This window comes from Puia dinghuensis (assembly GCF_014642875.1).
Classification (GTDB): Bacteria; Bacteroidota; Bacteroidia; order Chitinophagales; family Chitinophagaceae; genus Puia; species Puia dinghuensis.
The window spans coordinates 45004-70802 of sequence record NZ_BMJC01000009.1; the positions used below are offsets into that span (position 1 = coordinate 45004).

Here is a 25799-nt window from a genome sequence, read left to right on the forward strand (position 1 = left end):
ACGTTATGCGAAAATTTAAAAGGATCTTATTCCTTATCGGGATTGCTATTCTCCCATCTGTGCTGTTTGCACAGGAAGCCACGTCCACAATGATCTCGGGAAAGATCTCCGGAAAGGTAGCGGATGACCACAGTCAGCCATTGTCAGGCGCAGTGATCACGGCTACGCTCTCCCCATCCGGTTCGAAATATATTACCGCCTCCAAATCGGATGGAACGTTTACCCTGCAAGGACTGAAGGCGGGTGGTCCCTATACCATCGTTGTCAGCTTTACCGGTTATAAGAGTGATACGACTGCCAATGCCCAGGTCGGCGCCGGGGAAACGCTTACCCTGCAGATAACCCTTCACGAAGTGCCTCAGGACCTGATCCCGATCACCGTTGGCTCGAGAGGTGCGCCGAGGACCGCCGTGCAGTCCGCGGTGCCTATCGATATCATCAATGTCAAAACGCTCTCTGCTACTACAGGAAGAGCGGATCTGATGTCTCAATTGAACATTATGGTCCCTTCTTTCAATTACAATAAGCAATGCGGGTCGGATATGGCGGATGCGGTAGACCTTGCCAGTCTCAGGGGATTGGGGTATGATCAGACCCTGGTGCTGGTGAATGGCAAACGGCGTTATCCCTCCGCCAACGTGATCACGGGCGGATTGCGCGGAAGGGGTAACAGCGGAACGGACCTCAATGCCATCCCCGAAGGAGCTATAGACAGGATCGAAGTATTAAGGGACGGGGCTTCCGCGCAATACGGGTCCGACGCCATCGCCGGGGTTGTCAATATCCTGCTTCGGAAGGATGTCAATCATTTGAACATCAATATTGGTGGCAGTGGCTATTATGACCACAAATATAACTCTGCGAATGCGGTGGACCCCACGCTGTATTGGAGGGGGAGCCAGCTGGACGGGAAGACGCTCGACATTTCCATGAATTATGGTCTTCCTATCGGGAAGTCGGGCGGGTTCATCAATATCAGCGGGAATTTCCGGGATGCCGGCGAGACCTTCCGGGCTGAGCCTGACACCAATTATTCCGTCAATAAGAATGCGGTGGTGGCGAGCAGCCTGGTCAGAAGGGCGGCAGGCGACGGGACCGTGATCGCCGGAGGCGGGATGTACAATATGGAGATACCGGTGAAGGGGACGAAGACGACCTTTTATTCGTTCGGGGGATATAATTATAAGAACTCCCAGGCGTATGCGAATACGCGGTTGTGGAGTAGCGGTGCGACGAAATATCCGACCAACGCACAGGGACAGCTGCTATTCGATCCCAGCATTATGAAAGTATATGATCCTACGCCAAAGGGGCTGGATACGGCCCATGTCATGTACACGCCCGGTCAGCAGGTATATCTGAAGGATATGTCGGCGGCGGCCGGGTTCAGGGGCGAGATCGGAGATGGCTGGCATTGGGATATCAGCAGCAATACGGGCTATAATGATTTTCACGTTTGGGGGAAGGATACGTACAACGCCTCGATCGCTTTGCCCGATCAGGCTACCAAGACGCGTTTCGATGACGGCGGATACAGTTTCCTGCAGCATGAGGAAAACCTCGATCTGAGCAAGCATTTCGACGGTTTTGCGCAGGGGTTGACCTTTGCCGTGGGCGGCGAATTCCGCTATGAGCAATATAAAATATATGCAGGGGAACCGGATTCCTATGTGATCGGCCCGGCCACCCTTAACGGCAAGCCAAAGGCAGGAGGATCACAGGGCTATCCGGGCAATCAGCCCGCCGATGTCGCTGACGCCCACCGTACCAATACCAGCGGGTATATCGAGCTTACGGCCGATCTGACGGACCGGTGGCTGGTCGATCTGGCGCAGCGATTCGAGAACTATTCCGATTTCGGTTTCCTGACTACCCAGAAGCTGGCTACGCGGTATAAGCTCACCGATAATTTCAATGTGCGGGGATCGGTGAGCACAGGCTTCCGGGCGCCTTCGCTGCAGCAGATCAACTTCAGCAATACCAATACGACCGTTACCACCTTACCGGATGGGACCAGGACGTTCGCCTATACGAAGATCGTTCCCAACACTTCTCTCCTGGCCAGGGAGGCTGGTATTCCCAATCTTACCCAGGAGACCTCGACCAACGCCAGCCTGGGATTCACGTGGAAGCCGGTGTCGAATTTCCTGCTGACCGTAGACGGATACAATGTCAATGTGAAGAACCGTATCGTGTTCTCGGGTCAATACTCGAGTAGCTCCGCAGGATTGAGCCCCGCGCTTACGTCGCTTATGGCGGCCGAGGGTGTCTCCAAGGCGATATTTTTCGCGAATGCGGTCAATACGACGAACCAGGGTATCGATGTCGTGGCGGATTATCATACCAGACTGGGAAAGAACCGGCTGAACGTGGTGTTGTCCGGAAGCTTCCAGCGGCTGATGATCGACAAGATCAATATCCCTTCGGGTTTGAAAAATTCCCCCAACGACAGCGCGACCTTTTTCAACGACAGGGAACAGTCGCTGCTGAAGTCCAGCGCTCCGCCGGCCAAGGTAGCGCTGAGCGTGGAGTATGTGATGCACCGGGTGACTGTTGGAGCCAGAGCGACGTATTTTGGCAAGCTGTCGCAGTATGGGAATGGGATCTCGAAAACGCCTCCGCCGGGCGCCAGGGATATCTATCAGCCGTGGGTGGCATTGGATAACGGGACGATCGTGCCGGAGTTATTTCATTACGGGGCGAAGACATCCACAGACATCTATGCGACCGTCAAGCTGACAAAGTTTGCGAAGATCGCCCTTGGGGTGGATAATGTTTTCAATGTACATCCTGATAAGGCGGAGGTGCCCGGTTCTTATCTTTCCCAGGGAGACGGCGAGTCGGGCGGGGTATTCGACGCGGTGCAAATGGGTTTTAACGGGATGCAATTGTGGGGTAAGCTGATATTCGATCTATAAAGTGGGTTGTCCAATATCCTTGAAATAAAAAAAATGGCCCCCTGGCGTAAAAGTAGGGGGCCATTTTTTCGGTGATGTCCGGCAAAGAGGGCTTTGCCGGGGCCGCCGTGAGGCGGGCTTTTTGTATGGGGGAGATTGTGATTAGCGCAAGAACAGGAGTTCGCGGTATTTCGACAGGACCCATTCCTTGTCGTCTACCAGGAGCTCGAGCTTATCCACGTGGTAGCGGATATCGTCGAAGAACGGATCTTTTACCTGGCTGGTGTAAGCGATGGCCTTGGTCCGCGTGTCGGTGATGTTGTTGGCGACCTTGCGGGCTTCGATCATCTTTTCCACCAGTGAGCTGACCTTGCCGATGTGCAGGGAGATCTTTTCGAGGATCTGCTGCTGGTTGGCGTAGGCTTCGGCGGGAAGACCGAGGTCTTTCAGCCCCTTGATGTTCTGGATGAGGGTGTTCTGGTATTTGATGGACGGAGGCAGGATATGGCTGGTGGCCAATTCCCCCATGATGCGGGCTTCGATCTGGACGCGTTTGATGTATTTCTCCAGTTCGATCTCGTGGCGGGCTTCCAGTTCGATATGGGTATAGACGCCATTTGCTTCGTAGAGATGCTTTGCCTTGTCGGTGACCATGGCGTCGAGGGCCAGCGGGGTGGTGCGAACATTGGGCAGACCGCGTCTTTCGGCTTCATGATGCCATTCGTCACTATAGCCGTCGCCTTCGAAGAGAACCTTCTCGCTGCCGACGACGTATTCGCGGATGACGTGCATGAGGGCGATCTCTTTCTTCTCCCCTTTTTCGATGAGGGTGTCGACCTCTTTCTTGAACTTTTTGAGGGTTTCGGCCAGGATGGTGTTTACGGCGATCATGGCGTTGGCGCAGTTGGCGCTGGAGCCTACGGCGCGGAACTCGAATTTGTTGCCGGTGAAGGCGAAGGGAGATGTTCTGTTGCGATCGGTGTTATCGAGCAGCAGTTCGGGGATGCTTCTGTGCAGGTCGAGCTTCAGGATGGCTTCGTCCTGTTCGTCGAATTTGTCACCTACGCGTTCTTTTACGTCTGCGAGTACTTTGCTGAGGTATTCGCCGATGAAGACGGAGATGATAGCGGGAGGCGCTTCGTTGGCGCCCAGGCGGAAGTCGTTACCGGCGGAGGCGATGGAAGCGCGCAGTACGTCGGAATAGTCGTATACGGCCTTGATAGTATTGACGAAGAACGTCAGGAACATCAGGTTGGTCTTGGGAGTCTTACCGGGCGCGAGCAGGTTGACGCCGGTGTCGGTAGCCATACTCCAGTTGTTATGCTTGCCGCTGCCATTGATGCCGGCAAAGGGCTTTTCATGGAGCAGTACACGGAGGTGGTGACGGCGGGCGACGCGGTCCATGACGTCCATCAGGAGAAGGTTATGGTCGACGCCTACGCTTACTTCTTCGAAGATGGGGGCACATTCGAACTGGGCGGGGGCCACTTCGTTATGACGGGTGCGGAGGGGAATACCCAGTTTGTAGGCTTCGTTTTCGTAATCACGCATAAAAGCGTAAATCCTCTCAGGGATGCTGCCGAAGTAGTGGTCTTCCAGCTGCTGGCCTTTCGCAGGGGCATGGCCGAAGACGGTACGGCCACTCATCACCAGGTCGGGACGGGCGTTGAACAGACCTTCGTCGACTACGAAGTATTCCTGTTCCCAGCCGAGGGTGGCGGTTACTTTCGTGACGTTCTTGTCGAAGTAATGGCAAACCTCTACGGCAGCCTTGTCGAGGGCGGCCAGGGCCTTTAGCAGGGGTGCTTTATAGTCGAGGGATTCACCGGTGTAGGAAACGAAGATGGTGGGAAGACAAAATGTCTTGCCGGCGCCGACCTCCATGATAAAAGCGGGAGAAGAAGGGTCCCATGCAGTATAACCACGGGCTTCGAAAGTAGCGCGAAGACCGCCGCTGGGGAAGGAAGAAGCGTCTGGTTCCTGCTGGATCAGGGCTGCACCGTCAAATTCTTCGATAGGGGTGCCATCGCTTTTTATCGTAAAGAATGTATCGTGCTTTTCAGCGGTGGTTCCGGTGAGCGGTTGGAACCAGTGTGTAAAGTGGGTGACGCCTTTTGCCTCAGCCCATTGACGCATGCCCGACGCAATCTGATTGGCTACCGCGCGATCGATCTTCTTGCCGCCTTTGATAGAGGCTGTCAGGCTCTTATAAGCTTCATCACTTAAAAATTCGCGGGCTGTTTTCAGCGTGAAAACGTTGTCACCGAAGATGGCGGTGATTTTGGCCGACCCTGGCATCAGGGTCCCGTCGACCGTGGTTAGATTGTCAATAGCTTTAAATCTTAATGAGGACATGCTTGAAAAATTTTAGCGAAACTACAATGATTGATGGATATAAAACAAATTTTCGATTCCTGAGGGTTAAAAATGCAATATAACTAATAAAGAAGGATTATATAAAATAATTCATAATCTGTAGAAGAGGTTTTTTGAAAACCACGTGTTTGTGGTCTTGAAGGGCGGCAGGGTGCGCAGGGAGTGTAGGAAGGGGGCGAGCAGAAAAAGGAGATAGAGACTGCGATAGCGGACGATGGCCCCGGCAAAGGGTACCAGAATCCCTATAAGGAGCATTCCGATGAGGGCGAAGAGGAGGCTGAAAACCCCGAATGCGTTGAACAGGGGTTCGCGGGGGGAGAGGGGCGCGCCGGGCGGGGGTGTGTGGGGGGAGCGGGGGGCTCCGGGCAGGAGGGCGTGTAGGGAAGGGGCTGGGTTTTTGGGACGAAGGAGGGTTCGACCGATCGCCAGAAGGACGATGGCCCAGATGAGCAATAATTCGAGGGAAAAGGCCCAGTAGATGAGCTGGCCACCCGACCCTGGGAGGGGTTCGAACCAGCCGTTGCGGATGGCGGCAGGTAATATATGCAGCAGGCTGCTCCAGGTTCCGTCGAGTGTCGGGAGGGGGAGGCGGGAGTGTCCTTCCAGCCCCAGAAATTCCTGTTGCTGCCGCGCGATGGCTCCGGGAATATCGAGGACAGGACAGATGAACAGGGTGAGTAATCCCCCTGTAATGACGCCTGCCAGCAGGAGCTTGCGTCTTATCCGGGGTTTGTCTGCCAGTATCCAGGCATAAAGCGCCGGAAGGAGGGTGAAGGCAAAAGCACTACGGAAATAAGCGATGAGCAGGAAGCAAAGCAGACAATAACCCGCCCGGCGCCAATCGAAACCGTGGGCCAGGAGCCATTGGAAATTATAAACCAGAAAACCCAGCAGCATATAGAGAACGGCTTCCCGGTGAACGACGGATGTCCAGAACAGAACGGAAGGGAGGAGGAAGACGCAGATGGCTGTGAGGGGATCGCCGGGTAAACAATGGCGGAGGACGCGGAAGAGCGCAATATTTCCCAGAAAGACGGGAAAGGCGAAGAGCAGGGTGTTGATGTCCAGGTGATCGAAGGAAAAGCAGTTGAGGAGCATCTGGATGTATACCATGCCGTTGTGGGAGATGTGGGTCCAGGTGTCGTTGTCGGATAACCAAAGGTTGAATTCCGAGGTGAGCCGGTGGCGGTAGAGGAAGCTTACCCTGAAATTGTTCCAGACGTCGCCATGCTCAGGGTAGTAACGCCAGGCGATGACGTTGTGCAGCCAACCTACTGCCACATGGAAGGCGAATAAGGCCTGGAGGATGGCGGGCCGGATGCCGCTTTTGCGGATGAAGCGCATTTTGGCGATGGCACAGGCGCAGCCGATATAATAAAAGATGAGCAGAAAGAGGTGCATACAGCGTAAACGATTATTCGTGACCCCGGAGTATGCTTATTTTCTCCAGGTAGATGGCCACCACCCTCTCCCGGGTGTAGTGTTGCAGCACCTGGTTTCGGCCTTCGATTCCCATCTGTCTTTTGGCCATGGGTGGAAGGTGATAGTAGGCGACCATTTTTTGGGCGAGATCTGCCCCGTCCTTTTCGCGGCAAAGATAGCCATTGACGCCTTCTTCTACTATAGCCCGGCAGCCGGCGGTATCGGTGGCGATGAGGGCTTTGCACATACTGGCCCCTTCCAGCAGGCTAAGGGGCATACCTTCCCGGTAGGATGGCAGGACGACGCAGTCTGCCTGTTCGATGAAGGGCCGTACGTCGTCGGTGTGGCCCAGCCAGGTGACGAGGTTGCGTGCCGTCCATTCTTCTATTTCCTTGCGGGGGATGGCGACTGGATTGTTGTCGTCGAAGAAGCCCAGGAGCTGGCAGCGGACGGCCAGCCCTTGTTTTTGCAGCGATCGGGCGGCTGCGACGAACTCATAGATGCCTTTATGGCGGATGAGCCGGCCGATGAGCAGGAAGGTGATCTCCGTCCTTTGTTGATAGGGGGCGGGATAGAAATAAGCTGCGTCCACCCCTTCTCCCGGCAGGAGGAAGGTTTTTTCGGGGCGAACGAGGCCTCGCGTGATGAAGAATTCGCGATCGTCACTGTTGAGGAACCAGACCTCGCTGCTTTTTTGGAGTTGTCGCCGGTAGGCGGTGCGGACCGCGTGTTGCAGCCAGCCCTCGCCGGAGAAGGTGTACCCCAGGCCTGTGATGACGCTGATGGAAGGGATGCCGGCGCGTGCGGCTGCACGGGTGCCGTAGAGGTTGGCTTTAACGGTATAATGAAAGATGAGCCGGGGTTTTAGGGTGCGGTAGTGGCTGAGCAGTTCGCGGTAGAGCAGGTAATCTTCCAGGGGGGAGATGCTCTTGCCATGGAAATGGGTTAATTCGATGTAGGTGAGGCCTATTAAATGCTCAAATTTTTCGGTGTAAGGGTCGCGGGGCGCCAGTACGTAGATGGCGAACCCTTGCCGTAACAGTCGTTCAATAAGATAAAGCCTGAATTTGTAGATGCTCCAGCTGGTGTTTGCTACAAAGGCAATGCTTTGGTTTACCGCCATAAGTGGGGCAAACGTACTGATTTTGTGGGAAAAGGCGGGGCGCCTTTTGTCCATTGGGGCGAGGTTTCGTACTTTTGCGGTTTCTTATAAGAGATTATGGAAATAACCGTCAAAACTGCCGAACAGCTCCGACTTACAGCGGAAGAATTCGGTTTGATCCAGGAAAAGCTTGGCCGTACCCCCAATTTTACGGAATTATGTGCCTTTAGCGCCATGTGGAGCGAGCATTGCAGTTATAAGAATTCCATCAGGTGGCTAAAGACCCTCCCGCGGGAAGGGAAGAAAATGCTGGTAAAGGCAGGCGAAGAGAATGCCGGTTTGATGGATATTGGTGACGGTCATGGGGTCGTGTTCAAGATCGAGTCGCATAATCATCCTTCCGCCATCGAGCCTTTTCAGGGGGCTGCGACGGGGGTAGGGGGGATACACCGGGACATCTTTACGATGGGTGCAAGGCCTATCGCCTCGCTGAATTCGCTGCGATTTGGCAATATAAAAGAAGCAAAGACCCAGCACCTGTTGTCCGGCGTAGTACATGGCATCGGGCATTATGGTAACTGTTTTGGAGTGCCGACGGTAGCGGGAGAGATCTATTTTGAGGAATGTTATCATACCAATCCCCTGGTGAATGCCATGAGTGTCGGTGTGCTGAAAAATGGGGAGACGATCTCCGCCACGGCAAAGGGCAAGGGTAACCCTGTGATCTTTGTCGGGAGCGCCACGGGTAAGGATGGCATCGGCGGGGCTTCGTTTGCTTCCGCTAATATTACGGGTGAAAGCACGAAGGAACTGCCGGCCGTACAGGTGGGTGATCCTTTCCAGGAGAAGAAATTGCTGGAAGCGTGCCTGGAGGTCATCCATACCGGCGCTGTTGTCGGGATGCAGGATATGGGCGCCGCGGGGATCATCTGTTCTACCGCCGAGATGAGCGCCAAGGGTGAAGTGGGGATGCGGATCGATCTCGACAGGGTGCCGGCCCGCCAGGAGAATATGAAGGCCTGGGAGCTGCTGCTGAGTGAAAGCCAGGAGCGGATGCTGATGGTCGTCCAAAAAGGCCGGGAAGCCGAGGTGGTCAGCATCTTTGAAAAATGGGACCTGCCGGCAGCGGCGATCGGGGAGGTGACGGATGACGGGCTGCTGAAATTTTATATGAACGGGGAGCTGGAAGCCGTGATACCTGCGCACGAGCTGGTGTTGGGGGGTGGTGCACCGCAATATGAACGGCCCTTTAGCGAGCCGGCTTATTTCAAGAAGGTGGATGCCTTCGATGCTGCGCAAGTTGCAGTGCCGGATGATCTGCGGGCCGTTGCGGAACAGCTTATCGCCCTGCCGAATATCGCCTCGAAGCGTTGGGTGGCTGTGCAATATGACAGTACGGTGGGCGCCGCCAATACCTCTACGAATGAGCCGAGCGATGCCGCTGTGGTGCTGGCAAAGGGTACGGGGGGTAAAGCGGGTGCAGAGAAGGCGCTGGCGGTGACAACGGATTGCAACAGCCGCTATGTATTTGCCGATCCGTATACAGGTGCGATGATCGCGGTGGCGGAAGCTGCGCGGAATATCGTTTGTAGCGGCGGCCAGCCGCTGGGCGTTACCAACTGTCTCAACTTTGGCAATCCGTATGATCCGGAGGTGTATTATCAATTTGTCCATGCCATCAAGGGTATGGGGGATGCCTGCCGGAAGTTCGATACACCCGTCACCGGGGGGAATGTCAGCTTTTATAACCAGAGCCCTGACGGCGCCGTCTATCCGACGCCGACTATCGGGATGGTTGGCCTCCTGGATAACGTCCATCATAAGATGACGCTGGACTTCAAGGAGGAAGGAGATGTTATTTTCCTGTTGGGGAACAGCTATGATGATCTGGGTTCTTCTGAATACCTGCATAAGATAAAGAAAGTGGAATTCAGCCCTGCGCCGCATTTTAATATCGAGGAAGAATACGGGTTGCAGCAGATGGTGGCGGGGTTGATCGGGAAGAAGCTGATCCGCAGCGCCCATGATGTCAGCGAAGGCGGGCTCTTTGTGACCCTGGCCGAGTCGGCATTTCCGCGTGGGTTTGGATTCGATGTGGTTGCTACCGAGAAGGCGATACGCAAGGATGCGTACTGGTTTGGGGAAGCCCAGAGCAGGGTCGTTGTCAGTGTGGCGGCTTCGCGGGTGGAGGAGTTCAAGAATGTTGTGAACGGGTTTCCGGTTGCCTACCTGGGGCTTGTCACCGATGGGGAGTTTGTCGTCGATGGCATGAATTGGGGTATGGTGGAAGCGTGGAAGGAAAAATATGACCGGAGCCTGGAGAGTCATATGGCCCGGCTGGTGGATGCCGACGCCTGCGGACTGACGCAAATATAGTCCGCAGCGCCGGATCATTTAATGTCGGGCCTTCGGCCATCGGACCTGTGGTCCGCTTTGTTGATCAGCTATAACTATGAATAAGAAGTATATCGTTGTTACAGGTGCGGCCGGATTCATCGGAAGCTGCCTGGTGGGGCTGTTGAATGAGCAGGGCTATGATGATCTTATCCTTGTCGATGAGTTCGACCGGGATGATAAGGTGTTGAATCTAAAAGGTAAAGACTTTGCCTTCAAGGTCGAGCGGGAGGGATTTTTCGAATGGCTGGAATTGGAGCAGCCGGAGGTGTCCTTTGTCTTCCATATCGGCGCGCGGACGGATACCACGGAGTTCGACTATTCCATCCATGAGCACCTGAATGTGGAGTATTCGAAGAAGGTGTGGTATTATTGTACGGAGGGGAGGATCCCCCTGGTGTATGCTTCGTCGGCGGCGACCTATGGCGGGGGAGAGATGGGGTATGAGGACAGGCATGATCTGCCTTTTGAACTGAAGCCGTTGAATCCTTATGGGGTCAGTAAGAATGAATTTGACAAGTGGGCGCTGGGGCAGTCTTCGCAGCCGCCTTTCTGGGCAGGATTGAAATTCTTTAATGTTTACGGTCCCAATGAATATCACAAGGCCCGAATGGCGAGTGTGATCTTTCATTCCTTCAACCAGATAAAGAAAGATGGGCTGGTAAAGCTGTTTCGCAGTCACCGGCCGGACTATAAAGACGGCCAGCAGCTGCGGGATTTTGTGTACGTGAAAGACGTGATCAAGGTTTGCTATTGGTTAATGGGGCATCGGCCTGCTTCGGGTTTATATAACCTGGGCACGGGCAAGGCACGGTCTTTTGAGGATTTGGTGAAGGCTACATTTTCCGGGCTCGATCTGGCGCCGAGAATCCAATATATCGACATGCCGGAGGACATCCGGGATAAGTACCAGTATTTTACCGAAGCCAACATGCGGAAGCTGCGCGAGGCGGGGTATACCGATGCTTTTTATTCCCTGGAAGAAGGGGTGGGTGACTATGTACGAAATTATCTGGCTAAAGAATCATTTTTATGAACAAGAAGATCGCTATTATCGGCGGGGGCAATCTTGGAACGGCCATTGCAGAAGGGTTGATCCAGAGTGGATTTGTGTCACCCAAGCATATTCTGATCACCAAGCGGAGCATTTCTACGCTTCATGAGCTGGAGCGGAAGGGAGTGCTTGTCAGCGACAAGAATGAGGAGGCGGTGCGATATGCGGACCTGGTGATCCTGGCGGTGAAGCCCTACCAGGTGAAGGACATCCTGGTTGCGTTGAAAGGGGAGTTCAGGAAGGAGCACCAGGTGTTGGTGTCGGTGGTGACGGGGATCAGTATCGACCACATAACGGAGTATCTTGGCAACGGGATACAGGTGGTGAGGGCCATGCCCAATACGGCCATCGCTATTCAGGAAAGCATGACCTGTATTGCGGCCCGCAATAATGTAAGCGAAGAGTATCTGCAATATGTAATGGATATTTTCAACCAGCTGGGCAAGGCGGTGCGGATCGATGAGAAGCTGATGGATGCGGCTACCGTGCTGGGGGCCTGCGGGACTGCTTTTGCCATGCGGTATATCCGGGCGAATATCCAGGGGGGCATCGAGATCGGGTTCGATGCGGCTACCGCCAACCTGATCGCGGCGCAGACGGTGAAGGGGGCGGCGGAGCTATTGCTGCGCAGGGGGTCGCATCCGGAGCAGGAGATAGACAAGGTGACTACCCCCAAGGGGTGCACGATAGCGGGTTTGAATGAGATGGAGCACCGCGGGTTCAGCTCTTCGCTGATAAAGGGGCTGGTAGCGAGTTACGATAAGATTGCGAAGGATTGATCGATCGTTAGTAGACGCCGCCGGAGTCCATGTCGACGGTGTAGATGCGTTGCTTATTTGAGGCCGTCTTCATCGTGCCGGGGGCAATCATTCCCGGGGTACCGGGGGTGTACATCGGGGCAACACCGGGGGCGCCGACCCCGGAGACGGTAGCTGGTGTGCCCGGCACATATACCGGTGGTGCGGGCGAGGTACTTTCTTTATACGCCTGGCCGAAGAAGTAGAAGGCTTTTCCCTCTTTCCATATAGGATACAGGCTTCCACTGCGCATGATATAGATGGCTTTCCCATCGCAATAACCCCAGGCATCATGCGTATAATAAGAGCTGCCGTTGGCATCTTTGATATATAGTATCTTTTCCTTTTTCTCCTGTTTGACCTCGAAGTTTTGAATGGAGGGGGCATTGTTGCGGAATTCCTCGAAACTGGTGTAGACGCCCCGGGTGAGCAGGCTGTTGCCGATGATGGCGGCGTCGAAACGGGACCGGTTGTATTGCAGGATGTCCTCCCTGTGAAGGCGGCGGCCGTGTTCGATCCTGGTGGCGGCGAGGCCTGATGCACTGTCGGTCATATCGCTGAGCATGTCGGTGAGGTCTTTCTCCCAAAAATGATAATAGGTGTTGAGCTGGTTGTAGGTGTTGCCCCTTTTATAGGTCTGCAGGGTATCATAGCGCAGAATGGGGATATACACGCTGTCATTGAAGGCGTAGATCTCGGCTTTTAGCCGGATATGCGTCCTTTCTTCAAGGATATCGGGGTTTTTGACCTTTTCTTCCTTCAGGTAGTTGGCATCGGAGAGCCAGAGGTTGCGCAGGACGATGAGGGCGGACCAGGAGGCTCCGGGGCGGGCAAAATGGGTATTGAGATAATCGCCGATCTCCAGGGCGGCAGGATGCTGGAAGACCAGCTGCCGGTTGCCCGAAAACCCCAGGGTATGAACAAAGGTGTGGATACCGATGCGGGCGGTGTCGGGGCGTTCGTCGATGACTTCGAAATGGCTGAAGGCGTCCGGGGTGAGGGGGTCTGCATTTTTGAGATCGATGGTGACTTTTGGAAGATTCGCGAGGTTGACGGTCGGTTGTGCTATGCCGGTGAGGGACAGACATAGTAGCATGAGAATAGATATTGGGGTGTTCATAGTATCCTTAACAAAATAGTAAAAAATTGTGGTTGGATGAATAGAATTTTATTTCATATGTAAATGATTGTGAATTGGTTATAAAATGGTGGCCGGATGAAAAAGTGCGTAAAGACCCTATGTCAGGGGGCCGATTTCTACGTTGCAGGGAAAATAATGGATTGTTAACTTGCGTTAATGTATACGCGGTCGTAATTTGCACCCGCAAAAGACAACAGGAAATAACAAATCTTTATCCCGAAAGAAAAGGACCTAAATCCAGTAAATTATGAAAGGAAAAACCCTTACCGCCATTGTATTGGTTATCGAGATCGTATCTATTAGTATCCTGCACGCAGTAAAGATCAATCAAACGGAGAAAGCTGCTGCAAAGGAAGTCTCCCGCAACGCGTCTTCGGAGACGATGGATCCCCGGCCGAAACCGGCCATTTCCCTGGTTACGCTGAGATAAGACAGATTATGTATAAAGAGAAGAGGTTCAACAGTCGTTGAACCTCTTTTTTATCATTTTATCCACAGCCCTTTTCGGGGCATCATAATTTCATGTAACTTTGCATGACCTCTTGGAATTTCCCTTCTTTATGGTTTTCATAAGGTCAATTCGCGGCCAGGATGCATTTATTCACACATCGTATTTTCAGTGGAGTCAGGATCAGATGTTGCTAAGATATTGTTTTCCGCCAGTCGCCCAATAACACAACAACGCATTTAATAATAAATTAATTGACCATACTATGGCTAAGTATGTTTTTGTTACGGGTGGTGTTACTTCCTCGCTGGGTAAAGGGATTATTGCGGCTTCGCTTGCTAAATTGTTGCAAGCCAGGGGGCTAAGGGTAACCATTCAGAAGTTTGACCCATATATCAACGTAGACCCCGGGACGTTGAACCCATATGAGCATGGGGAATGTTATGTGACGGAGGATGGGGCGGAGACCGATCTTGACCTTGGTCATTACGAGCGGTTTCTCAACATCTACACTTCCCAGGCGAATAATGTCACTACGGGCAGGATCTATCAGACGGTGATCAATAAGGAGCGGGAGGGGGCTTATCTTGGCAAGACGGTGCAGGTGATCCCGCACATTACGGACGAGATAAAGCGGCGGATGCTCCTGCTGGGTCAGGGTAATAAATATGACATCATCATCACAGAGCTGGGGGGTACGGTAGGTGATATCGAGTCTCTACCTTTTATCGAGGCGGTGCGGCAGTTGCAGTGGGAGATGCCGGAAGAGGATTGTGTCGTTGTGCATCTCACGCTGATCCCCTATCTGAAAGCTGCTAAAGAGCTGAAAACCAAGCCTACGCAGCATTCTGTCAAATTATTAAGTCAGGAAGGGGTTCACCCGGACATCATCGTATGCCGGACGGAAGAGTCTTTGTCCCCGGATATCCGGAAGAAGATTGCCTTGTTTTGTAATGTAAAACCCGAGGCGGTGATAGAGGCGGCGGATGCGCCCACGATATACGAGGTTCCGCTGACGATGATGCGGGAGAAGCTGGACCTTATCTGTCTGAAGAAATTGAACATTACGCATTATCATGAGCCGGAATTGGCCCGCTGGAAGGAATTCCTGGACAAGCTGAAATATCCTAAGAGCAAGGTGACGATCGGGCTTATCGGAAAATATATCGAGCTGCAGGATGCCTATAAGTCTATCCTGGAATCTTTTGTTCATGCCGGGGCGGTGAATGAGTGTAAGGTTCAGGTGGTGAATGTGCATAGTGAATTTATTACCGAGGATAATGTGCACGAGAAGCTGGCCAACCTTGACGGGCTTTTGGTGGCGCCGGGGTTTGGCCATCGGGGGGTAGAGGGGAAGATCATTGCCGTCCGGTATGCCCGGGAGAATAAATTACCTTTCTTTGGTATTTGCCTGGGGATGCAGATGGCGGTGATAGAATATGCCCGTAATGTCCTGGGTTGGAAGGATGCGCATTCCACGGAGATGGATGTACATACGCCGCATCCGGTGATCGATCTGATGGAGGAGCAGAAGAAGGTGACTGCCAAGGGAGGGACGATGCGGCTGGGGTCTTATCCCTGTCAGTTGAAGGAGGGGACGCTTGCCAGCCGGGTCTATGGGGGCAAGCCGGAGATCACCGAACGGCACCGGCATCGTTGGGAGTTTAATAATGCTTATCTTCAACAGTTTGAGCAGGCGGGGCTGATGCCCAGCGGTCTCAATCCGGAGAGCGGGTTGATAGAGATAGTCGAATTGCCTGCCAATATTCATCCCTTTTTCTTTGGGGTACAATACCATCCGGAGCTGAAGAGCACGGTGGAGAATCCCCAGCCGATATTTGTTCATTTTATCAAGGCGGCCAAGGAGTTTGCCGACGCGAAGAGCGCGGTGAAGAATCCGCTACTTCAAAGTGAGATGATTTAACCGGGACGGTTTACCGATGTTTTTGGTGCCTGGCGGCGTGCTGAGAGGTTCCTGCCGATTGAACTGCGGTCGATCAGGCGAGAACCCCTATATTTGCATCTCCATAAAAAATCTATCATGGGAATGGATCGCAATACGGTTATTGGATTTGTGTTGTTGGGGCTTTTATTGTTCTTATACCTATACCTTTCTACTAAGAGCAGCCACGAGCTGGAAGCACAGCGTAAGCATATAGCGGATAGTGTCGCCCTCGTCCAACAGACGCGGGAGGCGGCGCGTGAGGCTGCCGCTGCCAGGGAAGCTGCTGCCCATAAGGACACCGCTGCTGTAAAGCCGGTGGATACAGCGAGTTTCGAGGCAGCTTTGAAGGGTACGGAGCAGCAGTTGACGGTGGAGAACGACGTGATGAAGGTGGTCTTTAGCAATAAAGGCGGGCAGCCGGTGGATGTGGAGCTGAAGAAGTTCAAGTCGTATGACAGCACGTTGGTGAAGCTTGTTGCGCCGGGTACGGATAACCGGATGAGCTATCCGATAAACACCGGGTCGGGTGCTGCCGATATTTCGGAGCTGTATTTTAAGCCTGGCGTAGTGGTAAAGAATGCCGATGGCAGCCAGACGGTGAGTTTCCGGCTTCCTTCGCCTTCGGGTCAATCCCTCGAGCATGAATTTACCCTGCCGGCCCATGATTATGTACTGGACTGGAGCGTGAAGGTGAGCAATCCCGAAAAGTTCTTTACGCAGAACAATTTCAACTTTGGCTGGAATGCTATCCTGGGCAGGAGCCAGAAGAATATCTATGATGAGCGGCGGCTGGCCAGCGTGTGCTATTCCGAGGATAACAAATTCGATTATATCTCTTCGAAGTCGGAACGGACTTTTGAGAAACCGGTGCAATGGGTGTCCGTATCCTCGCAATTCTTCAATACGACCATCATCGCCCAGAATGGGTTTACGGCGGGTGGGGTGCATCTGATGAAGGAGTCGGCGGACACTTCCAATACCGTTGGCAGGGCGCAGGTGAGTTTGCAGGCCAAGGTTCCCGCCACGGCAGTGGCGACGCTTCCGTTCAGGTTGTATTACGGTCCGAATGATTTTTCCATCCTGGACAAGCAGGCGCCGGGGATGACGCATATCATCGACCTGGGCAGGAACATGTATTCTTTTGTGCGGCCGGTGAATGTATATATTATTATGCCGGTGTTCAATTTCTTCAAGGAGCATATCAGTAATTTTGGTATCGCGATCTTGCTGCTGACGCTCTTTATCCGGTTGATCACCTCTCCTTTGGTATATAGCAGTTATTTAAGTGGCGCCAAGATGAAGGCGTTGCGGCCCGAGATCGAGGCTATGAAGAAGAGGGTGGGGGATGACCAGCAGCAGGTGGGGATGGAGCAGATGAAGCTCTTCCGGGAAGCGGGGGTAAATCCTCTCGGCGGTTGTATCCCTGCGTTGTTGCAGATACCGATATTCTTTGCCTTGTATAGTTTCTTCAACTCCAATATCGCGCTGCGGGGGGAAAGTTTCCTTTGGAGTCATGATCTATCCACTTACGACAGTATTCTTAATTTGGGCTTTTCGATACCTGGATATGGCGATCATGTGAGTCTTTTTGCCTTGCTGGCGGTGGTGACCAGCTTCCTGATCTCGCTGTATGGGTTGAGCATGACGCCTGACCAGAGTAATCCGGCCATGAAGTACATGCCTTATATCATGCCGGTATTTCTGCTTGTCTTCTTTAACCGGCTGGCTTCGGCGCTGACCTGGTATTATACGGTGTCCAACCTGATAACGCTGGCGTTGCAGTTTGTCATCCAGAACTATATCATCGATCATGATAAGATCCTGGCGAAGCTGCAGGAGAACCGGGCCAAGCCAAAAACGAAGTCGAAGTGGCAGGAGCGGCTGGAGCAAATGCAGGAGGCCCAGAAGGAGGCGCAGAAGAGGGCGCAGTCGCGGAAGTAAGGGTTCTCCATGGGCCGGGTCAGCGGCGGGTGGGGGATAGGGTTGGTGAGGTGGCGCGCGCTCGAGTTGGTGGGCTTACTTGGAGGTTTGAGGGGTCTTTCTTATTTTTAAGGGATGATTTTTACCTATCGTAGCCCTTTATACCTGTTCTTCCTGTGCATTCTTCTACAGTCTTCGGCGCAGGCTCAGCGGAAGATATCGGAGCTTGCCCTGGTGTATGATTATTCCGTCACTATCGAGGGGGGCAACAAGCTGGAAGGCGTTGGGAATGCCTCGCATACCATTTATATAAAGGGCAATAAGAGCCGGTCGGAAATGACCAATGCCCTGTTCTCTTCCACTTCTATTTTTGATTCCAATACGGGTTTGGGCGTGATCCTCAAAGAGGTGAGCGGCCAGAAGCTGTTGATCAGGATGAACCCGGACAACTGGACGGAGAAAAACCGGATGTATGACGGGATCGTCTTTAAGAATACAGGCGAGACCAAGGTGATTGCCGGTTATAACTGTGTCAGGGCGACGGGTCAGACGGTTACCGGGGCTACCGTGAGCGTATACTACACTCGGGAGCTTGTGCCGGAGAACCGGACGTATGATCCTATTTTCAAGACGCTGGATGGTCTTCCGCTCGAATATGAGCTTACCAATGGGAATGTGAAGATCTTATATCGTTTCTCCAAGATGAGCCTCAACCCGGTGCCGGCGTCGAAATTCGACATTCCCACCAGTGGATACCGGGAAATGAATTATGAGGAAAGTAAGAAGATGAATATCGGAGGTTAAGATGGACCGGAGGGCCATCACCCGAAGGGTCGTCATTAGAGTTACTTGCGGCCCATGTTGATGCGGAGATCGAGTAACTGGAGGTTATTGCCGCTGTTGTGGAGGAAAACGGAGGAATTGACCTTGTAGCGATAGGGCATGATGAAGATGCCATTGCCTTTCTCGAAGGTTACCAACGTATTGAAAGAGACGTAGTTATCTTTCTTTTCGGCGCCCAGGAAATAGCTCCCCGTGAAGGTGGGGCCCGTTTTGAGGGTGAAACCGTTGGTAGTGCGGATGGGGGTGAAATTGGTTTTCAGCGGAACGTTACCGGATTTCTTATCTCCGCCGCCGCCCTTGCTCGCAAAGGCCAAACCGACCACTGCAACCATGATGGTGCTGACGAGCATTTTGCGCATCAATTTTCTCCATTCTATTGTTGTCGGTTTAAGCATTCTGGTACAAATGTAGTAAAAAAAATTGGGTATATTTTAACCGCTGGTCACAAAATTTAGTAATCCTTTAACGGCCTGAAGCCGATTTAGTTACAGTTTAGCGATTTTTTTTGTGTTTTTCGTGAGCAGCTTGTGTATAAGGATACGTTAAATAGGCGCTGAAGGTTGCTGCATGAGGCAGCATTTTTAACTTTTGGGGGTATCCAGGATTGCTGTGCAGAAGTGCAAAAATTAATTTTCGGAGGGATGGTTTTTATGCTGTAACTTACGATAACCTTTAACACATGCAAGAAAATCCATACCACCAGGATCGCGAAGAATTGAAGGAATTGTTGAAGCAGTATTCGGATTTGAAAAATGGCCGGCAGCATTCCTTCCTAGAGGAAGAAGCGTTTGAAAGGATAATCGATTATTTTGATGATACAGAAGATCTCACCCAGGCGATCGAGGCGGTTGAATTAGGAATAGAGCAATATCCATATTCCTCTGCTCTGCTGGTGAAGAAAGCAGACCTGATGATTGCCACCCGCCGGTATTACGAGGCACTTACGATATTGGAGCAGGTAGAGTTGCTCGATAGCAGTGATATCAACCTTTACATTTTAAAGACGGACGCTTATTTAGCTTTGGACCAGCCGCAGAAGGCGGCGGCCCTGCTGGAAAGCGCGCTCCTGCATTTCGAAGGAGACGAGCGGGTGGAGCTGTTGTTCGAACTGGCGGACGTTTATGATGACTACGAAGAATTCGATAAGATATTCGATTGTCTGAAGCTTATCCTCGAGCAGGACCCGGCCAATGAAGAAGCGCTCTATAAGATATGTTTCTGGACGGACTTTACGGGTCGTAATGAAGAGAGCATCCGGCTGCATCAGCAGATAATCGATGAGAAGCCTTATAATGAATTAGCCTGGTTCAACCTGGCGGCGGCGTTCCAGGGGCTCAAGCTGTATGAGAAGGCGGTGGATGCTTACAAATATGCGCTGGTGATCGATGAGAAGTTCGACTATGCATACCGAAATATGGGCGATGCCTATATCCGGTTGCGGAAGTACCGGGATGCGATAGAGTCGTTGGAGAAGGTGCTGGAGCTGTCTAGGCCTGAGGATGTGATCTATGAGGCGATAGGGCATTGCTACGACAAGCTCGACAATTACGCGCAGGCCCGGTTCTACTACCGGAAGGCCTCACATCTCAATCCCGATGACAGCAAACTATATTATAAATTAGCCTGTACCTATATCAACGAGGAGCAATGGGGGCAGGCGGTGAAGCAGCTGGAGGCTGCCATGCGGATCCATGCGATGCAGCCCGAGTATAATTTAGCCATGGGTGAATGCAAGATGCAGCTTGGAGAGTTCAAGGAGGCCATTCAATATTTTTCCAATGTAGTGAGGATCCGGCCGCGGAATATCTCGAGCTGGGAGGCGTTGATCCGTTGTTTGTACAACGCCGAATATTTTGAAGAAGCGCTCGAGCAGGTGGAGACGGCTATCCGGATCACGGGGGGGAAACCCTTGTTCGTCTTTTATCTTTCTGCCGTCTATTTTGCGTTGGGCCGGAGCCATGAGGGGTTGTTGCAGTTGGAAAATGCAATGGCGAAGGCACCGAAGCTGTTGAAAAAATTATTGGAATTGAATCCTGTCATTCTTCAATATCAGCCAGTGGTGGATATTATTGCGAGGTATAAGAAGAATAAGTCGTTCTAGGGGGCCCCGCATCAATGGGCGTCGCGTCACATGCGTCGCATTGGGGGGCTGATGATTCCTGCTATTTTAATGATATTCTAATTTTGTGCCATACGACTGCAAAGGTTGATATGCTAGAGTTTCTTACTTTTGCGCGGGTTACTACGGAATTGCGGAGTGAAGGGACGGGGGTGGATTGCGAATACGTTAACAGACTCAATAAATAAACAGGATGAACTTTAAGCTTACGCAAATGCCGGAAAGGCTGATGAAGCCCCGGCATAATGGAATTACGATGGTCATGGACAAAGGGCTGAGTATCGATGAGGCAAAGAATTTTTTAAGCGTCGCGCACCCTCATGTGGATATTGTTAAACTAGGCTTTGGTACTTCATTCGTTACGCCTAATCTCCGCGAGAAGATCGAGGTATATCAGTCCTACGGACTTCCTGTTTATTTTGGCGGCACCCTTTTCGAGGCGTTTCTTATCCGTGGACAATTCGATGACTATATTGCCGTGTGCAAGGACTATGGCATCACCCATATGGAGGTGAGCGATGGCAGTATCACCATCCCGCATGCGGAGAAGTGCGGGTATATCGAGAAGCTGACGAAGTATGGCACGGTGCTTAGTGAGGTAGGCAGCAAGGATGCCGCGCATATCATTCCCCCATATAAGTGGATCGAGCTGATGTCTGCCGAGCTGGGAGCAGGCGCTTCCTATGTTATTGCCGAGGCGAGGGAAGCGGGTAATGTGGGGATCTACCGGGGCAGCGGCGAAGTGCGGGAAGGTCTTGTACAGGAGATACTGACACAAATCCCGGCTGAGAAGATATTGTGGGAAGCACCGCAGAAGGCGCAGCAACTTTATTTTATCGAGCTTATCGGTTGTAATGTCAACCTTGGCAATATCGCCCCGACGGAAGTCATCGCCATGGAAGCCATGCGTGTCGGTCTTCGCGGGGACACTTTCCATCTCTTTCTCGACAAAGGCACGGCGTTATGAGACGCTATGGGCTGATAGGGTACCCGCTGACGCATTCTTTCTCCCAACGGTATTTTTCGGAGAAGTTTGAGCGGGAGGGGATAAAGGACTGTGTGTATGATAATTTTTCACTAGTTTCTATTGATGAGTTGGCGGCCGTGCTGGCTGATGCGGAGCTGTGTGGGTTGAATGTGACGATACCCTATAAGGAGCAGGTGCTTGCTTTTCTGGATGAGCGGAGCCCGGTGGTTGCCGCTATTGGCGCGTGTAATTGTATTCGCATCGACGGCGGACGCTTGACGGGATATAATACAGATGTGGTGGGTTTTGAGCAGTCGCTGTTGCCGAAGCTGGGCAGTCATCATCGCCGGGCGCTGATCCTTGGAACGGGTGGGGCTTCGAAGGCGGTGGAGTATGTGCTTGGGAAGTTGGGGATCGACTACCGGCTCGTTTCGCGGCGGCCTCGGCCGGGGACGAATGAACTGTGGTATGAACAGGTGGATGCTGCTTTGCTTTCGGAGTATACGGTTGTTGTGAATACGACGCCGCTGGGGATGTATCCTCACACGGAGGAGTGTCCGCCGCTGCCGTATGAGGCGGTTGGGCCGGAGCATTATCTTTTTGATCTCGTGTATAATCCTGCCAGGACCCTGTTTTTGCAAAAAGGGGAGGAGCGGGGAGCGGTGGTGGAGAATGGGCATGCCATGCTGGTGATCCAGGCGGAGGAGAGTTGGCGGATATGGCAGGGCCAAGCGCGAATTTAAGCCGTTGATTTTCAAGGATAAGATAGGTCATCCTTGAAAAAATGGAAAATTTGGAGTAATATTACCTTGTTATTTTGTATTTTTGGGTAAAGAATAACCTTGTTAAAATGTAATTTATTTGCATTTTTGCCTTGTATTTATGTATTTATCCAGAAACATTGACCGGGCGTTATCTGCCTGGAGCCAGGAAAAACAAGGTAAGCCCTTGTTGATCAGGGGGGCTCGCCAGGTGGGTAAGTCTACCGCTGTGCGTCACCTGGGGGGACAATTCGACCATTTCCTGGAAGTCAATTTCGAAGAACAAAGGCAGGTGCACAAACTATTCGAAACAGACCTGGATCCATATCAGATCTGTCAGAATCTCTCTATCCTTTATAATATTCCCATCATCCCTGGCAAAACGCTGCTATTCTTTGATGAGGTACAGGCCTGTATCCCTGCCATCTCTTCTTTGCGTTTCTTTTACGAGAAGTACCCCGAGCTTCATGTCATTGCTGCCGGATCGCTCCTGGAATTCGCTTTGGCGGATATGCCATCGTTCGGCGTAGGTAGGATTCGCTCCATGTTCATGTATCCCCTAACCTTCAATGAATTCCTGGAAGCCTCCGGAGAAACCTTGTTACTCGAAGCAAAGAAAAAAGCGAGCCCGGAATCGCCGTTGACAGAACCTGTCCATCAAAAGCTGATCGGCATGCTCAAACGTTTTTTAATCCTGGGAGGTATGCCCGAGGCAGTAGCTGCCTATGTACAAGACCATGATTTCATCCGTTGCAGCCAAATCCTGGATGATATCATTACTTCTCTTCGGGCGGATTTTGCCAAGTACAAGAAACAAGTTCCGCTGCTGCGCATTTCTGAGATTTTTGATTCCGTGGTCCAGCAGGCAGGAGACAAATTCATCTATGCGAAGGCTCATAGTGAATCGAACCACAAGCAGATGAAAGAAGCGGTTGACCTGCTCATCATGGCGGGTTGGGTCCTACCCGTTACCCATACTTCCGCAAATGGTTTGCCTCTCGGTGCTGAAAGCAATCCCAAGAAACGAAAATTACATGTATTGGATACCGGCATATTCCAACGTATACTGGGTCTGCCTCTTAACGACATTTTACTGGAAAATGACCTGGAAGTAATAAACAAAGGGGCGATCGCTGAACAATATGCCGGTTTGGAGATATTGAAAGCGGGCTCCTGCTATCGCCCGGGGTCCCTGTATTTCTGGCACCGGGAGGCCAAAAGCAGTAATGCTGAAATAGATTATGTAGTTCAGGCAGGGCAGCAAATTATTCCGGTTGAGATCAAATCGGGGAAGAAAGGCGCGATGAAGAGTCTGCACCTGTTTATGCAGGAGAAAAATCCTCCCTATGGGGTTAGATTTTCTCTGGAAAATTACGCGACTTTTGAAAAGATCCGGGTTTATCCATTGTATGCCGTAGGAGATTGGATGGGTCAGTTCGAAACATAGCACGGGGGGCGTCAGGACAGAAATTTTGTACACACTTCTTTCGGGACTGAAGCTATTTTTTTCAGACTATAATCATAGCAGACCATACCGGTGCGGGCATTGCTTACTACGACCCACTTTTCACCGGCGAGTTTTTCCAATTTGTAATACAGATCAAATCCCACGCGGGAGAATTCGGCGGCGGCGATGGAACCGCGAAGAGTGTCGCCGTAGAAGAGTTCGCTTTTGAATTCGATGGTGACATCGGCCATGATGAGGCCGACGCCAGCCATGTCGAGCTCCTGGTAGCCATGGTGGCGGAGGAACTGTACCCGTACCTCATGGATAAGGGAGAGGACGGAGTCGTTGCCGACGTGGCCACCGTAGTTGAGGTCGGTGATGCGGACCGGGATATCGGTGGTGAAAGGAAAATGGTCAGGCAGGATCAATTTGATTCTTGGCATATGCGATGGTTTTGTTAGAGTTAGTTCATGCAGATGGGGGCGGCGGATTTGTGATTGTTTGTATGAAGGCTACGAGTTTGTCGGCGGCTTTCCGGCGGTGACTGTAGTGGTTTTTTTCTTCGAGGGTCATCCTGGCGAAGGAGCGGGTATCGCCTTCGGGGACAAAGATGGGGTCATAGCCGAAGCCTTCGCTGCCATCAGGGGTGTGGAGGATATGGCCGTCGCTGATGCCTTCGAAGAGATACTCCCTGTTGTTGTATATGAGGCTGATGACGGTGCGGAAGCGGGCCCGCCGATCGGGGTTGTCGCCTAGTTTTTGGAGCAGTTTTGCTATGTTCTTTTCGAAGGATTTGTCTTCGCCGGCATAGCGGGCGCTGAGTACGCCGGGTTCGCCGTTGAGCGCCAGCACTTCGAGGCCGGTGTCTTCGCTGAAGCAATTTTTTCCGGTGAGGCGGTGGATGGTGGTGGATTTTTCGGTGGCGTTGGCTTCGAGAGTGTCGTGGGGTTCGGGGATGTCGATGTCGATGCCGGCGTCGCGGAGGGTGATAACCCGGAGTTTGTTGCCGATGGCGGATTGGATCTCGGTTACTTTATGCTGGTTGTTGGTGGCGAAGATGATCGGGATGCGTGTGTTTGCGGCCATGGCCAGGGCGTTTTGGATAAAAGATGTTTTTGAGTCGGTGTAGGCTTCGCGGTCGTTTTTGTATCGGGCGGCAAGGTTTTGTTTGAGCCGGGCGTATTCGGTGCGCAGGCGGGTGTCGCTGAAGAGCAGGTCACGGAATTCGATCTCGGCTTTCCGCTCTTTGCTGCCGGGGAGCATGATATGGAGATGCACGGCGCGTTTGTCATTTTCCACTTTTATCAGGAGACGCCGGTAGGGGCGTTGGTCGAGTTCAGGGGGAACATAATGCCAGCCTTCCGGGCGGAGGGTTTGTGCAATGGCTTCGACAGTATCGAAAGAGGGGACTTCGGCTAGCAGATCGATGATGGGTTTGGCCGGAAGTCCGGGGACTGCTGTGCTACCGACGTGTTCGATATTGTGGAGGCCGAAGGTGGACAGTTCGGTTTGCAGACGCCGGGCTTTCTCCGGCCAGGCAGGGTCGGGGTCTGCGATGAAGACGGGTTCGGTTGCCCATATGGGTAAAGGTGAGCTCATACGTCGAACAATGCTTTTAGGCAGACCCAGAGTTTGCTTTTCAATAGTTTGCTTTCGGTGGAGTTTCCTGCGAGCTGTTCGAGCGGTGGGGCGGCGAGATAGGTGCATTGATCGTAGGGCTGCAGTTTGAACTCCGGGAAGTTGATGGGCAGGCGGATGGCGGTGGGTTCGACACCGAAGAGAATAATGTTCGCCGGCTGTAGTTGCTGACGCAGCGGGGTGATCGCGACGGGTGCGGTATGGTGGTTGATGATGGCTACGTCGCCGATGTTCATGCGGCAGGCCTCGAGGATCTTCGTGAGGAAAGTGAGCTCGGCGTCGGGGAGGAAGGGGGAGCCGGGGGAGTCGACGATGATGGTGGTACGGCGGGTATTCTTTCCCAGGAATTTATATTCCTGAGGTTCAGGGGTTGGTGGTGTGGCCGCGGCCGCGGGTTGGACGGAGGGTTCGGGGGGCTTGATGGGAGCGGGTGATCCCATGACGAGCGTGGAGTCGCCGTACCATTCCTCTATTATAAGACCGGATAATGCTATGTTGTTAAGAGACATGACTAACGGGTGTTAGTTT

Annotated in this window: 20 protein-coding genes; 12 read left to right on the forward strand and 8 right to left on the reverse strand. The window is 52.6% G+C overall.

Annotation, left to right across the window (positions count from 1 at the left end; genetic code table 11):
- The first annotated feature begins 5 nt into the window (after positions 1-5).
- Positions 6-2918: a TonB-dependent receptor gene (locus tag IEY39_RS28915; protein ID WP_188938175.1), complete on the forward strand. Its 2913-nt coding sequence runs from the start codon at positions 6-8 to the stop codon at positions 2916-2918.
- 141 nt (positions 2919-3059) lie between these two features.
- On the opposite strand, the gene IEY39_RS28920 is transcribed toward IEY39_RS28915, so the two are convergent.
- The 3 genes from IEY39_RS28920 to IEY39_RS28930 all read right to left on the reverse strand — a co-directional run bounded on the left by IEY39_RS28920 (position 3060) and on the right by IEY39_RS28930 (position 7818).
- Positions 3060-5252, reverse strand: a complete 2193-nt coding sequence (locus IEY39_RS28920) for a glutamine synthetase III family protein (protein ID WP_188938176.1) — start codon at positions 5250-5252, stop codon at positions 3060-3062.
- A 111-nt stretch (positions 5253-5363) separates the two neighbouring features.
- Positions 5364-6674, reverse strand: a complete 1311-nt coding sequence (locus IEY39_RS28925) for a hypothetical protein (protein WP_188938177.1) — start codon at positions 6672-6674, stop codon at positions 5364-5366.
- 13 nt (positions 6675-6687) lie between these two features.
- Positions 6688-7818, reverse strand: a complete 1131-nt coding sequence (locus tag IEY39_RS28930; RefSeq protein ID WP_188938178.1) for a glycosyltransferase family 4 protein — start codon at positions 7816-7818, stop codon at positions 6688-6690.
- Between the two features lie 96 nt (positions 7819-7914).
- On the opposite strand from IEY39_RS28930, the gene purL reads away from it, so the two are divergent.
- The 3 genes from purL to proC all read left to right on the forward strand — a co-directional run bounded on the left by purL (position 7915) and on the right by proC (position 12024).
- Positions 7915-10173 carry a phosphoribosylformylglycinamidine synthase subunit PurL gene (gene purL / locus IEY39_RS28935; RefSeq protein ID WP_188938179.1) on the forward strand — a complete coding sequence of 753 codons (2259 nt, stop codon included), beginning with the start codon at positions 7915-7917 and terminating at the stop codon, positions 10171-10173.
- Positions 10174-10249: 76 nt separating this feature from the next.
- The gene (gene rfaD, locus IEY39_RS28940) at positions 10250-11227 is read left to right on the forward strand and encodes an ADP-glyceromanno-heptose 6-epimerase (RefSeq protein ID WP_188938180.1); all 978 of its coding nucleotides are present in this window, start codon (positions 10250-10252) and stop codon (positions 11225-11227) included.
- Positions 11224-12024, forward strand: a complete 801-nt coding sequence (gene proC / locus IEY39_RS28945) for a pyrroline-5-carboxylate reductase (protein WP_188938182.1) — start codon at positions 11224-11226, stop codon at positions 12022-12024. Before rfaD ends, proC begins: the two co-directional genes overlap by 4 nt.
- Before the next feature lie 7 nt (positions 12025-12031).
- Here proC and IEY39_RS28950 read toward each other — a convergent pair whose 3' ends face one another.
- Entirely contained in the window at positions 12032-13138 is a 1107-nt protein-coding gene (locus IEY39_RS28950) for a hypothetical protein (protein WP_188938183.1), read from the reverse strand.
- A gap of 292 nt (positions 13139-13430) precedes the next feature.
- Between IEY39_RS28950 and IEY39_RS28955 the strand changes: the two genes are divergently transcribed.
- From IEY39_RS28955 to IEY39_RS28970, 4 genes are all read left to right on the forward strand, one after another.
- On the forward strand, positions 13431-13613 hold the full coding sequence (locus tag IEY39_RS28955; protein ID WP_188938185.1) for a hypothetical protein: 183 nt from the start codon (positions 13431-13433) through the stop codon (positions 13611-13613).
- A 283-nt stretch (positions 13614-13896) separates the two neighbouring features.
- Positions 13897-15555, forward strand: coding sequence for a CTP synthase (pyrG, locus tag IEY39_RS28960; RefSeq protein WP_188938189.1), 1659 nt, complete (start codon positions 13897-13899; stop codon positions 15553-15555).
- A 123-nt stretch (positions 15556-15678) separates the two neighbouring features.
- Positions 15679-17517 (forward strand): membrane protein insertase YidC, encoded by a 1839-nt coding sequence (gene yidC, locus IEY39_RS28965; protein ID WP_229689142.1) that lies wholly within the window; start codon positions 15679-15681, stop codon positions 17515-17517.
- Between the two features lie 114 nt (positions 17518-17631).
- Positions 17632-18300, forward strand: a complete 669-nt coding sequence (locus IEY39_RS28970; protein ID WP_188938192.1) for a hypothetical protein — start codon at positions 17632-17634, stop codon at positions 18298-18300.
- Positions 18301-18341: 41 nt separating this feature from the next.
- Here the strand turns inward: IEY39_RS28970 and IEY39_RS28975 are convergent, their stop codons facing one another.
- A complete protein-coding gene (locus tag IEY39_RS28975) occupies positions 18342-18698 on the reverse strand; it encodes a hypothetical protein (protein WP_188938194.1) in 357 nt (118 codons plus the stop codon).
- A gap of 320 nt (positions 18699-19018) precedes the next feature.
- Between IEY39_RS28975 and IEY39_RS28980 the strand changes: the two genes are divergently transcribed.
- The 4 genes from IEY39_RS28980 (at position 19019) to IEY39_RS28995 (ending at position 23633) form a co-directional block, all read left to right on the forward strand.
- Positions 19019-20440: a tetratricopeptide repeat protein gene (locus IEY39_RS28980; protein ID WP_188938200.1), complete on the forward strand. Its 1422-nt coding sequence runs from the start codon at positions 19019-19021 to the stop codon at positions 20438-20440.
- A gap of 211 nt (positions 20441-20651) precedes the next feature.
- On the forward strand, positions 20652-21425 hold the full coding sequence (locus IEY39_RS28985) for a phosphosulfolactate synthase (RefSeq protein WP_188938202.1): 774 nt from the start codon (positions 20652-20654) through the stop codon (positions 21423-21425).
- Entirely contained in the window at positions 21422-22168 is a 747-nt protein-coding gene (locus tag IEY39_RS28990; RefSeq protein ID WP_188938204.1) for a shikimate dehydrogenase family protein, read from the forward strand. Before IEY39_RS28985 ends, IEY39_RS28990 begins: the two co-directional genes overlap by 4 nt.
- A 139-nt stretch (positions 22169-22307) precedes the next feature.
- The gene (locus IEY39_RS28995; RefSeq protein ID WP_188938206.1) at positions 22308-23633 is read left to right on the forward strand and encodes an ATP-binding protein; all 1326 of its coding nucleotides are present in this window, start codon (positions 22308-22310) and stop codon (positions 23631-23633) included.
- A gap of 11 nt (positions 23634-23644) precedes the next feature.
- Here the strand turns inward: IEY39_RS28995 and IEY39_RS29000 are convergent, their stop codons facing one another.
- Genes IEY39_RS29000 through IEY39_RS29010 form a run of 3 tightly spaced genes read right to left on the reverse strand, consistent with a single transcriptional unit; the run spans position 23645 to position 25780 of the window.
- Positions 23645-24076: an acyl-CoA thioesterase gene (locus IEY39_RS29000; RefSeq protein WP_188938208.1), complete on the reverse strand. Its 432-nt coding sequence runs from the start codon at positions 24074-24076 to the stop codon at positions 23645-23647.
- Between the two features lie 25 nt (positions 24077-24101).
- Positions 24102-25232 (reverse strand): RdgB/HAM1 family non-canonical purine NTP pyrophosphatase, encoded by a 1131-nt coding sequence (rdgB, locus tag IEY39_RS29005; RefSeq protein WP_188938209.1) that lies wholly within the window; start codon positions 25230-25232, stop codon positions 24102-24104.
- On the reverse strand, positions 25229-25780 hold the full coding sequence (locus IEY39_RS29010) for a hypothetical protein (protein WP_188938211.1): 552 nt from the start codon (positions 25778-25780) through the stop codon (positions 25229-25231). The genes rdgB and IEY39_RS29010 overlap by 4 nt, the downstream gene beginning before the upstream one ends.
- Positions 25781-25799 lie beyond the last annotated feature (19 nt).